Genomic DNA, 12,544 nt, shown 5'->3' on the forward strand with positions numbered 1-12,544 from the left:
ATGTCGGCATTGATGGGTATGGCTTCGCTCCACCCATCCTACGCGTTGGGCATTCGCTCAATGCGAATGATCCTCATACTCGTCTTCCTCGTTGACCTTGCTGTTGCCCCTGAACCAGCGCGAGATCGACTTCTTGGCTCCGAGCGATCCCGTCGAATAGGGATCGCGTGACGCGTAAGGGTTACGCTGGGCGCGCGCGGCGACTTGTTCGCCTGATACCGCGGCGGGCTGACAGATCGTGCGGCGGGAGGGACGGCGCATCAGGTCCACATGAAGGTGATCCTCGTGGTGGGAGTTGGAGCCCGGCGCCAGCACGGTGTTGAACTGCTGGCAGGCGGCCGCCTGCACGTCGCGCAGAAAGCCCTGCTCTTCCGGCACGCCGCGCCAGCCGCCCTTGACCGTGATGCGCCTGCCGTCGGCCAGCGTGAAGGCTGCGATGTCGAGCGCATTGCCGAACGCGTGCTCGGAAATATGCGCATGCGGATTGCCGTTCATGCCGCGGCAGGAATAAGCGGAGATCTGCTTGATCTCGACGACGCGCACGCCGAACCAGCGCATCGCCGCCGGCTGCACCGAATCGGTGAGCCAGCGGTCGAGCGCGGAGACGATCGGACACGCCAGCGTCGCCGTCGGCTTCATCGAGACCTGGCCGAAGGCACTGACGGAATTGCCCTGCGCGGGACCGAGCCGCGGCGCAGCCGGCGATGGCGAATGGGATGGCGGCGAGTACGGCGCAGAAGACGGCGCGGTGTACCGGTCGCGCGGTGGATAGGATGGTGGCGCCGCGTAACCGCCGCCGTGCGGCGTCGGCGCCCCTTCGGGCGGCAGATCGATATCATCCTGCTGCGGGGCGACACCCGGCGCGGAGAGCGAGATCGGACCGTTCGACGGCGCGGCATAGTTCGGCTGGCGCGGCGCCGGATTCGGATAGTTTCCTGAATGGCTCCCAGGATAGTTTCCAGAATAGCTGCCTGAAGAGTTCCCAGAATAGTCCCCTTGGGGCGGAGCCGCCGGGGCGCGCGCGATCGGCCAGCGCGGCTGATTGCCGATATTGGCGGGCGGCCGCAGGCTTTGGTCGGCAAAGCCGAAAGAGGTGATGTTTTCGCCGAGCGCCGCCACTTTCAGCGGATATTCCGCGCCGCACACGCCGGGACCGGAAATCGGATCGATCCGGACCAGGTCGGGGCTCTCCTTGACCGCGCCGGACTTCAGGCAAGCGACCTCGGCCTCGGTACGCCACGGTTCGCGCTCAGCGGACTGAAAAAATCCGCGGCCACAACCCGCTAGCGAGACGAGGACGAAGGAGCCGACGAGATACAAACGAACTCCGCGCGTCATCCCGCGCACGTTCAACTAATTTATTTAAAGACTCTTCAACATGTTGATTTAACGATTTTTTTACCACGTTGCCGGGGGTGCCGGCGGTGCAGAGTCCGTGGATGGACAGCGGCGCTGACTTTTTGGGCCGGGAACGTTTTGCTAACCTTAAGCGTTAGGTGCGGGCAGACGTGAACCCAGGGAGCCTTCCCAATGGATTTCGTAAGTCCTCTCGTCAGCAGACTTGGCATTGTAACTGCGTATGTTGCAATCGCCTTCGTCGGCGCGATTGTGCTTGGCGTGTTCTAGACTTCCCGTCCAGACAATGGACCCGAACGCCCGGTGGCCAAGTCACCGGGCGTTTTCGCGAGCCATTCATGAGCGCGGCTCGGCAGACACCATCGTCAGGCTGTCGGCGCGACGCGTGATGCGGCTCCAATTGTTGCCGGAGCAGTAGAAGCGGAGAAGCGCGCAGGCCTCGACGCGAAGCGTATTGCCCTCCTTCATCGACATCGTGCCGTAATACGTCTCGCCGCTGTCCTGGCTGTAGACGCCGCCGGTCCATTGCCTTTCCGTCTTCGGCTTCATGTTGATCAGAATAGCCTCACCCTTCTCGTTCGACGATGAATTGAGCACATAGCCGCACAGCGCACTGCCACATTTTCCGATCCGCACCCTACCCTTGCCTTCCGTCTGCCAGTCGCCGATCGGCGAATCCGATGGCTCCTCCTCGGCCTGACGCGAGACGCGTTCAGCCTGTAGCGCAGGCTGGACAGCTTCGGCCGGTTTCGCAGGCCGTGGCGGCGGCGACGGAATCGAAACCTGCTGAGCCGGCGGGGACGCAGGCGGCGGAGTTGGCGGTGGCGGCGGCGCAGCGACGATTTGCGTCATCGATGCCGCCGGGGTGTAGACGGCCGGCGGGGGCACGGTGACGATGGCCTTGGGCGGCTCCGATGGCGGCACAGGCGGCGAAACCGTCTGTGGTGCAGGCTTCGCCGGCACGGCCCCATCGCGATCATCGTCATGGCGGTCGCGTTTGTGGCGCCAGTTGAGGCTTCTGGAGACCGACATCGAGGTACAGGACGTCGAACGGCAATGCCTGGAGGATTCGATGTGCACCCGATGGCCGCCGATCTTGAATGAAATCGCGCCGGCATGGGCGGAAGAACCAAGCAGCATCAGCATGCCGAGAAAACAAAGCTGTTTCATCGAAGCCTCCCGCGGATGATCGCGGAAAACTAGTCGCGGGGAACTTCGGCTGGATGTGATTTGAATCACCGAGCCACTTCGGCGCTGCCTAGAGCGTTTTCAAGCGAAGTGGACGCCGGTTCGCGTCAAGAAAACGCGTCAAAACAAGAATCTAGAGCCCGGTTCTGATTCAATCAGAACCGAAAAGGCTCTAGCGCTTCGTGACCTGCATCATAGAGCGCGTCCCTGCGCCCGCGTAGGGTCTGCCCACATTCACCGCCACCCGCTCACAGGCCGCTCAGGAGGCTCTCATGAAGAAGCTGTACATCCTCGCCGCATTGTTGATGGCCACCACCTCGGCGCATGCGGGCGGCATTACCCTCCAGATCAATGGCGAGCGCATTCGTGTCGAATCGCCGCGCAACTGCAACGCCATTTCCTGCATCAAGATTACCGCGCCCGGCTATAACGGGACGCTCGGCAATATCGACCTCAAAGGGCTGGGCTCGAAGAGCAAGGACGACGATGAGGTCGTCGCGACCGCGCCGGCCAAACCCGCGACACCCGCTCCTGCACCCGCCCAGGCCGGCGCGGCGCAGCCTGCGACTCCCGCGGCAGCACCAACTGCAACGTCTGCACCCCCTCAAACCACCGTCGCGGCCGCAACACCTGCACAAGCCGAAGTCGCACCGCCCGCTCCGCCTCCGCCGCCCGCCCCAGCCGCCGCGCCTGCACCGCAGCCGGCTGCGGCCGCAGCGCCCGCTGCCGACTCGCCGATCGGCGTCTGGGCGACGGAAGAGAACAAGGGCAACGTGCGCATCGAGCAATGCGGCGCCAATCTGTGCGGCTATTCCGTCAACACCGGGGAAAGGATCCTGATCAACATGAAGCCGCAGGGCAGCAAGTGGACCGGCCGGATTCATGATCCCGACAGCGGCCGCAACTACGACTCGACGATCGCGCTGAAAGGCGCCAGCTCACTGCGCGTCCAGGGCTGCGCGTTCGGCGGCATGTTCTGCGGCGGCCAGACCTGGAAGCGCGTGAGCTGATTGCTCGTCATTCCCCGGACGCGGTGCATCACGCAGTGGTGCACCGCAGAGCCGGGGTCCACTATCTGCCGAGGCTTGGATCCCGGTTCTGCGAAGCAGCGCTACCGGACGATGCTTCGCATCGCCGGGAGTGCGCTGCATCGCGCCCGGGACAAGAGTTAGCGGAACAACCGAAGCAGATTTTGAAGAAAGCCTACGCGCCCAGCCTTGGGCACTTCAACAGGCTGCGCGGCTATCGGCAACGCCACGCCTTCCACACCATTCGCCGCCGCCATTGCGATCGGTCCGACATTTTCCAGAAACGCGCGCTCATAGCCGCGCGACAGCCGTTCGACGGCCTCAGTGAGCGGCAGCCAGTCCACCGCCTTCACGTCGCGCATCGGTATGCGCGTGGGCAGATCACCCGCCTCCATGCGCCAGTAATGCACCACCTTGGCGCCGCCGCGCGATTCATAGGCCAGCGTGCCCAGAAATTCATGCACGGCAACGTCGTGGCCGGTTTCTTCCATCACCTCGCGTTCGGCAGCGGCGCGCGGCGTCTCGCCGTCGTCGAGCTTGCCCTTCGGCAAGACCCATTCATTGCGCTTGCGCAGGCGCACCACGGCGATCAGCGGCGGCTCCGCCTGCCGCAACACGATTCCTCCCGCCGCCATAACAGGCGCTCTCGCCATCTCTTCCCGCGTTTTCGCAACTGCGACTGCGACCGCGAGCATATAGAGGCAATAGCCCGGAGAATCGAGATTAAACCTGCGGCTTTCGCAACAGTCGTTCACCGGCGCGGATACGCCCGCCCTCCGCGACGTTGTCGCAAAATTCGAAATTCTCCGGCGCCAGCACGATGATGGTCGAGCCGTGCTCAAACCAGCCGAGCTCGTCGCCTTTCTTGACCCGCGCAAGGCAGGCGAAGTCCACCGGTCCCCTGCTCTGCGCGTTGAGTGTGACATCGAGGAAATGCAGGCGGATGCTGGCGACGAGAATGGCGGCAACCGGTACCAGCGTAAGCGCCTCGCCCGATGGCAACCGCGCCTGCAGCACGGCGCGCTCGTTCTTGCAGAACAGACGCTCAACCCGCTTCAGCGCGATCGGATTGACGTTCCAGACATCGCCGTGGATGAATGTCACCCTCGTGATCGTGGCGTCATACGGCGCGTGAAAGCGGTGATACATGCTCGACGTCAGCCTGAGCGTCAGGAAGCGGCCGTTGCGATGCTGCTCGACCAGCGCGGGATCGCCGAGCAGGTCGATCAGCGAGTAAGGCGCGCCCTTGATCTGGAACAGCTCGGTATCGGCGATCTTGCCGAACGCGCCGATGATGCCGTCGGAGGGGCTGGCGACGACGTGCGGGTCGGGATCCGCCGGCCGCAGCCCGGGACGCAGCTCGCGGGTAAAGCAATCGTGCAGGCTCTTGAACTCGGTCTTCTTCGCTTCCGACAGATCGAGATCGGAAAACAGCCGCCAGCAGCCAATCGAAAAATCGCGCACGAGCGGATTTTCGATCTTGCTGAACCAGCCCATGAAGCGCGTCAGCGCCGCCCGCGGGACCCGGTTGGTCAGGAGGAAGTTGAGGTCTTCCTGCTGGGTGAAGCGGGCGATCAGGCGCCGGATTGTCATCAATCTGTCAGCAGGATTGGCTAGCGCTTCAGGCATGGATTCGTCCCTTCCGATTCTTTCCCTGTCCGCCGCTGCGGTCGCCAGCGCCGCGGCAGTGTTCCCCAAATTGCAAGCGCGGCTGGCGCTGTCGCGCGCCAAACACCGCTCGCTGACCGGGCATTCCAAAATGTCCAAAATGGTCGCGCGGCTGGTGCCGCATTACGAATTCGATATCGACGATTTCTTCGCGTCCGACGGCGCGCCCAGCGATGTCGCCATGCAGCGGCAGGACGCCTTCTTCCGGCTCGCCTGCCTCTACGAGGAGCGCTACGCCAAGGGCCGGCAGATGACGGCCGAGGCCGCGACGCACATCTCCGACCTGCAGTTTACGGAAACCTACCGGGTGCCGTTCCAGTACAGCCGGCTGGTGCGCGAAAATCTCGGCACCGGTGCCTTCATGCAGTCTTCCGCCGGCGTCACCGTCACCGATGTCGACGGCAACATCTTCTACGACCTGACCGGCTCCTACGGCGTCAACATTTTCGGCAACGACTTTTACAAGGAGTGCATCACGGAAGCCGAAAAGCGCGCACGCGCGCTGGGCCCCGTGCTCGGCCCCTATCACCCCGTCATCACCGACAACGTCCGCCGGCTGTGCGAGATCTCCGGCCTCGACGAAGTCTCGTTCCACATGTCCGGCACTGAAGCCGTCATGCAGGCGGTGCGGCTGGCGCGCTACCACACCAAGCGCACGCACCTGGTTCGCTTTGCCGGCGCCTATCACGGCTGGTGGGGCGACGTGCAGCCCGGCGTCGGCAATCCGGTATCGCCGCATGAGACCTATACGCTGGCCGACATGTCGGAGCGCACGCTGCATGTGCTGCGAACGCGTAAGGACATCGCCTGCGTGCTGGTCAATCCCTTGCAGGCGTTGCATCCGAACGCCAACGCGCCGGGCGATTCCGCACTCGTCGACAGTTCGCGAAAGGGCGCGTTCGATCGTGCGGCCTATACCGACTGGCTGAAGAAATTGCGCGAGGTTTGCACCCAGCGCGGCATCGTTCTGATCTTCGACGAAGTCTTCGTCGGCTTCCGCCTCGCCGCCGGCGGCGCGCAGGAATATTTCGGCGTCCGCGCCGATATGGTGACCTACGGCAAGAGCCTCGCCGGCGGCTTGCCGGTCGGCGTGGTCTGCGGCGCTAAGGACTTGATGCGGCGCTTCCGCGACGATCGCCCCGCCGACGTCTGCTTTGCCCGCGGCACCTTCAATTCGCATCCTTACGTGATGACGGCGATGGACGAATTCCTCAGCCGCCTCGCCAGCCCGAACTTCAATGCCGTCTACCAGGGACTCGACGAGACCTGGAACGGCCGCGCCAAGGCGTTGAACGAGCGGCTGGCCGCGCAGGATCTGCCGGTCCGCGTCAGCAACATCTCCTCGATCTGGATGGTGCAATATACCGAGCCATCCCGTTACAACTGGATGCTGCAATACTACCTGCGCGCCGAAGGACTGGCGCTGAGTTGGGTCGGCACCGGCCGGCTGATCTTCAGCCTCAACTACACGGATGCGGATTTCAATGAAGTCGCCGACCGATTTGTCGCGGCCAGCGAGAAGATGAAGCGCGATGGCTGGTGGTGGCATGATGGCTCGCTGACCAACAAGAATATCAAGCGGCGGATTCTGAGAGAGATGCTGCGGAAGCGGTTTCGGCGCTGAGGGCGTTCGCGTTCTTCTATTTACCGTCATAGCCCTGGCTGGCTGCCGTCATTGCGAGAGTGAAGCCACGAAGCAATCCATCTGTCCCCGCACGGAGAGATGGATTGCTTCCGCCTTCGCTAGAGCTACGGCGGACGAGTCGCTTCGCTCGCAATAACGACCTCACAATTGCTGTCTTAGTTCGTCTGACGTTCAAGACGTAGATGGCCGGGACAAGCCCGGCCATGACGCTTCGCTGGATCAAGCCGCAACAATCACGCGTGCTTGACGTGCTTCTCCAGACCCGGATCGATCAGCTCGCCCTTCATCAGAGCCAGCGGTGCCTTGTAGTACAGCTTCAGGTCGCTGAAGGGGTCGGTGAGGATCTTGGTCATCCAGACCAAACCGGTCTCGACGTCGCGGATGAAGAACAGGTGCACGGTGCGGAACAACAGCCCGCCGATGCCGACCGCAAGCCAGATCTTGGCGACCTGCCGCATGAAGTCCGCAGACGACGTCCAGGGCGTGAACAGGCCGAACAAGGTCGGGTCGAGATACAGGACCAGCGGCGACAGCGCCCAGATCGTCATCAGAACGATCTTGCGCTGCAGATTGTAGCCGACCTTGATCTCTTCCTTGTGCTCGTGGGTCGCCTGGTTGACGTGGTCGTAGCCGCGCGGCTCGAAGAAGAAGTGGCCGGCCTGCCGCGTCGTCATCGAGACCAGCCAGCCGACCAGCGCCGAAACCACGGGATCGAAGAACAGCATCGCGTAGGCGAACAGGAAGCTCGCCGCGCTGACGAAGTGCAGCGACTGGTTGATGCGGCTGTGGTGATAGTAGCGATGGTCGTCCCAGCGCTGGGTACGCAGTTCCTGCAGAAAGTTCTTGATCATGTTCTCCCCCAAATTCCGATGGGATCGGGTCTACTGAGATTCGATGTCCGGCATGTGACATCATGATAATGACATGTGACAGTTCGCAGCGGCGCGATGGCGCAACGGCGATCAGGGCGTCAGGCAGCCGCGGCGACGTCGATTTTCCGAAAGCGCACCAGCGAGAAATGGCCGAGCGGCGGCACCAGGCGGCGCTCCGCCAGCTCCATGCCGCGCGCGCCCGCCAGCCATTGCGCATAGCGCGACCAGGCGAACTCGGCGGTGCGGAAGCCGAGCGGACGCACCACTGGCTGCAGCCGCTGCTCGATGAAGCGGCGCATGCCGGCGTCGGCGCTGACGCGGGTGAGGATGATGAGTTCACCGCCCGGCCGCAGCACGCGGGCGAATTCGTCGAGCGCCTTTTCCGGGTTCGGCACCGCGGTGACGACATATTGCGCCATCACCACGTCGAAACAATCATCGGGGAATTCGAGGTTTTCGGCGTCCATGACGGCGAGGCCCTCAACGTTCTTCAGGCCGAGTTCATCGACGCGCTTCTTCGCCTTTTGCAGCATCGCTTCCGAAATGTCGGTGCCGAAGATGCGCAGATGCGGCGCGTATAGCGGTAGCGAAATGCCGGTGCCGACGCCGACCTCGAGCACGCGGCCGCCGATCTTGTTCGTCGCCTGGATCGCCGCTTTGCGGCCCTTGCTGAACACGCCCCCGAACACGAGGTCGTAAACCGGTGCCCAGCGATCGTACGCCTGCTCGACCGTTTCGCGGTCGAAATCCAGGGATCTGGTACCGTCAAGCTTGATGATGTCTGCCATGGTTGGTTCTGCCTTCTCGTCTCACGCGTATGACTTGTGTTGATGGTCGAACTTTTCGGTTCAGCCCTGCACGGCGCTCGCGGCAGGCGCCCGGCGCACCGGTCGCAACACGCGACTCGGCTGCAGCGCGGTCAGATTGCCGAGGAACTGCCGCGCGCTGTTTTCCCAGGAGCGCGCCAGCGCAAAATTCCGGCAGGCCTCGCGCGACATCGTCAGCGCGCGCAGGCACGCGCTGCGCAGATCGGTGTCGATTGCGCCGATCGGATGATCGGCAATGACGTCCTTCGGGCCGGTGACCGGGAATGCCGCAACCGGCGTGCCGCACGCCAGTGCCTCGAGCTGCACGACGCCGAACGTATCGGTAAGGCTCGGAAACACGAAGACGTCGGCAGCAGCGAGATGCGCGGTCAACTCCGCGCCCTTCTTCTCGCCGAGGAAAATTGCGTCAGGGTATTTTGGCGCAAGCTGCGCCTTCTGCGGTCCGTCGCCGACAACCACTTTCGATCCCGGCAGATCGAGCGACAGGAACGCATCGAGATTCTTTTCCACCGCGACGCGGCCCATGGTCATAAAGATCGGCCGCGGCAGATCGAGCGCCGCTGGATTATGCGGGTTGAACAATTCGGTGTCGACGCCGCGCGTCCAGAAGCCGAGTTTCCGAAAGCCCCGCGCGGAAAGTTCCAGCCGCAGCGAGTCGGTGGCGACCATGACCGTGGAAGACGCGGCATGAAAGTGCCGCAGCACTGCATAACCGACGGCGGCCGGGAGTCCGGTGCGGACGGCGATATACTCGGGAAAGCGCGTCGTATAGGACGTGGTGAACGAAAGCTTTCGGCGGCGGCAATAGGCGCGCACCATCCAGCCGATCGGCCCCTCGGTTGCGATGTGAATGGCGTCGGGCGCCGCCTCTTCGATCCGTCGCGCGATCTCGCGCCGGTTCGGCAGTGCGACGCGCAAGCCGGGATAGGTCGGCACGCCGAGGGAAGGAAACCCGTCCGGGGTCAGGAAGCTGATATCGGCATCGAGCGCAGAGGCGCTGCGCGCCAACGACGTCAGCGTGCGGACGACACCGTTCACCTGCGGATGCCACGCATCGGTCGCAATCAATATCTTCATGTACGGACCCGAGATTAATGATTCTCAAATCCGACGTTCAGCCATGGATATTTCAAGCGTATGACGTCATCGATATGTAAGGATGTTTTTAAGTCCCCTCCACGCATTTTCGTGTAACGTGACAGCGAGATGACAGACCACAACGACAATCCTGCGCGATCCCGCCGCCGGCGGAAGCGGAAGAGCTATGCGTTTCTGATCCTTGCCGCCGGCCTGCTCGCGTTCGGCGTCGCCGCGGGCACGCTGTATTACGTGCTGCGGCCGACGACGCTGCGGATTGCAGTCGGCCCTGCCGGCAGCGACGACCAGAAGCTGGTCCAGTTGATGGCGCAGACATTTGCGCGCGAGGGCAGCTCGGTGCGACTGGCGCCGATCACGACGGAAGGAACGGCGGAGAGCATCGCCCTGTTCACGGACGGCAAGGCCGATCTCGCGGTGGCGCGCGGCGACCTGAACCTGCCGACGAATGCCGAGTCGGTTGCCATCCTGCGCAAGAATGTCGTCGTGCTGTGGGCTCCTTCCGGCCTTCCCGCTAAGGGCTCGAAGAAGCAGCCCACGCCCAAGATCAAGAGTCTCGATGACCTGGCCGGCCACCGTGTCGGCGTGATCGGGCGCACGCAGGCCAATGTCACGCTGTTGCGCGGGATCCTGAAAGAGTCCGGCATCAATCCCGACAAGGTCACGATCAGCCAGTTCGCCACCAGTCAGCTCGGCGAAATGGCGAAAGATCAGTCGGTCGACGCCTTCATGGCGGTCGGCCCGCTCAAGAGCAAGATCACCGTGGACGCGATCGCTGCAACCGCGACTGCCCGCGGTGAGCCGAAATTCCTGCCGATCGAGGTTTCCGACGCGATCGCCAAGAAAAATCCGATCTACGAATCCGAGGAAATTCCTGCCAGCATCTTCGGCTCTTCACCGCAGCGGCCGGAAGACAAGGTCGACACCGTTGCCGTCAACCACCTGATCATCGCGCCAAAATCATTGTCGGATACGGCGGTCGCTGCCTTCGCCCGCCAGCTCTTCACCAACCGCCAGCAGCTCGCGCGTGAATTGCCGACCGCCTCGCAGATCGAGAAGCCGGATACCGAAAAGGACGCAGCGCTGCCGGCGCACGCGGGCGCAGCCGCCTATATCGACGGCAACGAGCGAACGTTCCTCGAAAAATACACCGACTACATCTGGTTCGCGATCCTGATTCTGTCGGGCCTGGGCTCCGCCGGCGCCTGGTTCAGGCACTACTGGAACAGGGACGAGCGCGAGCAGTACATCGCCCATCGCGATCATCTGCTTGAGTTGATTTCGAGGGCAAGGAAGGCCGAAACGCCGGAAGAGTTGGCCGACATGCAAGCTGCGGCCGACGGCATGTTACGCGAGGCGTTAGATTGCTATGACGACGGCACCGTCGAGGAAGGCGACCTCTCAGTGATCGCCCTCGCGCTCGAACAATTCCACCACGCAGTCGCCGACCGCCGCGCCGTGCTTGCTGGCGCCGACGTGGTCGACGCGCCGCGGATGCGCGCTGGCCAGGCCTGATTGGTTAGGTGGGCTTTTCCTCCTTCGATTAGATTTGCCGGCGCCGGACGTAATGCAGCCGACCCAACATTTGTTAGGTCAGCCTCCTGTTCTCCGTGCCACCGTCACGGAAAATTAAGATAGGCAGGGGACGATGAAGGATTATCAAACCCATTTGGAGAAGCTGCGCAAGACGCGGCCGAATGCGCGCTTGTCAGGGACTTGGCTACCGACAAAGCGAAGCGAAATGTTCGATCGGCTTGCGCGGCATCTGGGATGAACTAGCCGACGAGGTTGAGCGGGCCATGAATGCTCGAAAGACCGGTTAAAGGTAGCGGTGCGAGTATGCGGGCAAAAACGCTACTCGTTCTACTGGGTGTCACGGCGCTAGGGGCTTACATTGTGGGCCGCGACAGCAGTCCCCTGAACCACGCGCCAGTCGCGCAGCCGCAGCCTCCCGTGGCCAAGCCCGTTGTCTTCGCGGCCCCTGTATCACCTCCTTTGCCACGACCGCGACCCAAGCGCCCCTGACAATCCGTTCCACACCATCAAGGCCGTAGCCGAGAAGGCTAGGCCTGCCATGATCGAAAGTTACAGGCAAAGGCAGGCGTCGCTAATGGTCAGGTGCCGCTTCGCAACAGATGGCGATAACCTTGCTCGGTCATCCATCTGGCACGCGAGAGGTGGCTTTCGAACGCTAGACACACGCGGTCGGCCTCGGTGTCTGGGTCGATGCGCAGCACGATCCGGGAGACATCCCGCTAATCGGGCGCCTTGTTGATCCGCATCAAGCACGCGCATGTACGTGATGATGTGCTCCTCGTCATACTCAGTGAGGACTGGTCCTGTTGGCGCTACGTCAGCGAGCGCCTGAAGCTATGTGCCGCTGAGAACTACTCGAATGCGGATGCCTGAAGAAGGCATCAAGGCTTACAGGTTCGCCGCTGTCTTGCCAAAGCAGCTTTTGACCGAGGCTAGCCGCCACCGCGATGCGGTGGTGCCCGCCGACCAACGTGCCGTCACGCGTTGCCTTGGCGATGATCTCACCGGTCTCGTTTACGATGTTTCTCATAGCCGAATAGCCCTTCAGGATCGACTTCCGCCATTCAGCGATCAACTCGCGGCTTTCATGTCTGTTCCTATGCCCGCAACGGTGCGCAGCCGGTCCTGTCATCGTCGCGGAAGCTGATCGCCTCCTATTTGGGACGATCTGAAGCATGAGGGCGAGAGAAACCCAGCTCGCCTTGGCCTCGGCTGGTGAGGGTAGAGGCCAGCGATTATCAGCGCGTAGCCGCCCTGGAACGCACCGGCTTTAACATGACGGCTGCATGACACAGGGGATGCCGCAAATGCTGGCCGATCTTCGTTTTC

The 12,544-nt window shown here is 62.8% G+C and carries 11 protein-coding genes and 1 pseudogene; 3 read left to right on the plus strand and 9 right to left on the minus strand.

Annotation, left to right across the window (positions count from 1 at the left end; translation table 11 throughout):
* Positions 1 to 57 precede the first annotated feature (57 nt).
* Positions 58 to 1,338 carry an extensin family protein gene (locus KJQ96_RS17370; RefSeq protein ID WP_213287806.1) on the minus strand — a complete coding sequence of 427 codons (1,281 nt, stop codon included), beginning with the start codon at positions 1,336 to 1,338 and terminating at the stop codon, positions 58 to 60.
* 354 nt (positions 1,339 to 1,692) lie between these two features.
* Positions 1,693 to 2,526, minus strand: coding sequence for a DUF2147 domain-containing protein (locus KJQ96_RS17375; protein WP_213287807.1), 834 nt, complete (start codon positions 2,524 to 2,526; stop codon positions 1,693 to 1,695).
* Between the two features lie 290 nt (positions 2,527 to 2,816).
* On the opposite strand from KJQ96_RS17375, the gene KJQ96_RS17380 reads away from it, so the two are divergent.
* Entirely contained in the window at positions 2,817 to 3,554 is a 738-nt protein-coding gene (locus KJQ96_RS17380; RefSeq protein ID WP_213287808.1) for a DUF2147 domain-containing protein, read from the plus strand.
* A 158-nt stretch (positions 3,555 to 3,712) separates the two neighbouring features.
* On the opposite strand, the gene KJQ96_RS17385 is transcribed toward KJQ96_RS17380, so the two are convergent.
* Together KJQ96_RS17385 and asd are read right to left on the minus strand one after the other, a co-directional pair.
* A complete protein-coding gene (locus tag KJQ96_RS17385; RefSeq protein WP_213287809.1) occupies positions 3,713 to 4,225 on the minus strand; it encodes an NUDIX hydrolase in 513 nt (170 codons plus the stop codon).
* Between the two features lie 70 nt (positions 4,226 to 4,295).
* Positions 4,296 to 5,165: an archaetidylserine decarboxylase gene (asd, locus tag KJQ96_RS17390; protein WP_213287911.1), complete on the minus strand. Its 870-nt coding sequence runs from the start codon at positions 5,163 to 5,165 to the stop codon at positions 4,296 to 4,298.
* Positions 5,166 to 5,199: 34 nt separating this feature from the next.
* On the opposite strand from asd, the gene KJQ96_RS17395 reads away from it, so the two are divergent.
* Positions 5,200 to 6,864: an aminotransferase class III-fold pyridoxal phosphate-dependent enzyme gene (locus KJQ96_RS17395; protein ID WP_213287810.1), complete on the plus strand. Its 1,665-nt coding sequence runs from the start codon at positions 5,200 to 5,202 to the stop codon at positions 6,862 to 6,864.
* Positions 6,865 to 7,118: 254 nt separating this feature from the next.
* Here the strand turns inward: KJQ96_RS17395 and KJQ96_RS17400 are convergent, their stop codons facing one another.
* The 3 genes from KJQ96_RS17400 to KJQ96_RS17410 all read right to left on the minus strand — a co-directional run bounded on the left by KJQ96_RS17400 (position 7,119) and on the right by KJQ96_RS17410 (position 9,661).
* Positions 7,119 to 7,736 carry a hypothetical protein gene (locus KJQ96_RS17400; RefSeq protein ID WP_213287811.1) on the minus strand — a complete coding sequence of 206 codons (618 nt, stop codon included), beginning with the start codon at positions 7,734 to 7,736 and terminating at the stop codon, positions 7,119 to 7,121.
* 119 nt (positions 7,737 to 7,855) lie between these two features.
* Entirely contained in the window at positions 7,856 to 8,545 is a 690-nt protein-coding gene (locus KJQ96_RS17405) for a class I SAM-dependent methyltransferase (protein ID WP_065749648.1), read from the minus strand.
* A gap of 60 nt (positions 8,546 to 8,605) precedes the next feature.
* The gene (locus KJQ96_RS17410; RefSeq protein ID WP_213287812.1) at positions 8,606 to 9,661 is read right to left on the minus strand and encodes a glycosyltransferase family 1 protein; all 1,056 of its coding nucleotides are present in this window, start codon (positions 9,659 to 9,661) and stop codon (positions 8,606 to 8,608) included.
* Positions 9,662 to 9,790: 129 nt separating this feature from the next.
* On the opposite strand from KJQ96_RS17410, the gene KJQ96_RS17415 reads away from it, so the two are divergent.
* Positions 9,791 to 11,194 carry a TAXI family TRAP transporter solute-binding subunit gene (locus KJQ96_RS17415; protein ID WP_213287813.1) on the plus strand — a complete coding sequence of 468 codons (1,404 nt, stop codon included), beginning with the start codon at positions 9,791 to 9,793 and terminating at the stop codon, positions 11,192 to 11,194.
* Positions 11,195 to 11,793: 599 nt separating this feature from the next.
* On the opposite strand, the pseudogene KJQ96_RS40245 reads toward KJQ96_RS17415, so the two are convergent.
* A pseudogene (locus KJQ96_RS40245) lies at positions 11,794 to 12,040 on the minus strand (DNA -binding domain-containing protein); the annotation flags it as partial.
* Positions 12,033 to 12,290 (minus strand): hypothetical protein, encoded by a 258-nt coding sequence (locus KJQ96_RS17420; protein ID WP_249734149.1) that lies wholly within the window; start codon positions 12,288 to 12,290, stop codon positions 12,033 to 12,035. The gene KJQ96_RS17420 and the pseudogene KJQ96_RS40245, both read right to left, overlap by 8 nt.
* Between the last annotated feature and the right edge of the window lie 254 nt (positions 12,291 to 12,544).

Source organism: Bradyrhizobium sp. sGM-13, from assembly GCF_018398875.1.
Classification (GTDB): Bacteria; Pseudomonadota; Alphaproteobacteria; order Rhizobiales; family Xanthobacteraceae; genus Bradyrhizobium.

What these genes read in the sequence shown, in the direction of transcription:
- KJQ96_RS17370 (WP_213287806.1), bottom strand. Translation starts at nt 1,338, where the DNA reads ATGACGCGCGGAGTTCGTTTGTATCTCGTCGGCTCCTTCGTCCTCGTC.
- KJQ96_RS17375 (WP_213287807.1), bottom strand. Translation starts at nt 2,526, where the DNA reads ATGAAACAGCTTTGTTTTCTCGGCATGCTGATGCTGCTTGGTTCTTCC.
- KJQ96_RS17380 (WP_213287808.1), top strand. Translation starts at nt 2,817, where the DNA reads ATGAAGAAGCTGTACATCCTCGCCGCATTGTTGATGGCCACCACCTCG.
- KJQ96_RS17385 (WP_213287809.1), bottom strand. Translation starts at nt 4,225, where the DNA reads ATGGCGAGAGCGCCTGTTATGGCGGCGGGAGGAATCGTGTTGCGGCAG.
- asd (WP_213287911.1), bottom strand. Translation starts at nt 5,165, where the DNA reads ATGACAATCCGGCGCCTGATCGCCCGCTTCACCCAGCAGGAAGACCTC.
- KJQ96_RS17395 (WP_213287810.1), top strand. Translation starts at nt 5,200, where the DNA reads ATGGATTCGTCCCTTCCGATTCTTTCCCTGTCCGCCGCTGCGGTCGCC.
- KJQ96_RS17400 (WP_213287811.1), bottom strand. Translation starts at nt 7,736, where the DNA reads ATGATCAAGAACTTTCTGCAGGAACTGCGTACCCAGCGCTGGGACGAC.
- KJQ96_RS17405 (WP_065749648.1), bottom strand. Translation starts at nt 8,545, where the DNA reads ATGGCAGACATCATCAAGCTTGACGGTACCAGATCCCTGGATTTCGAC.
- KJQ96_RS17410 (WP_213287812.1), bottom strand. Translation starts at nt 9,661, where the DNA reads ATGAAGATATTGATTGCGACCGATGCGTGGCATCCGCAGGTGAACGGT.
- KJQ96_RS17415 (WP_213287813.1), top strand. Translation starts at nt 9,791, where the DNA reads ATGACAGACCACAACGACAATCCTGCGCGATCCCGCCGCCGGCGGAAG.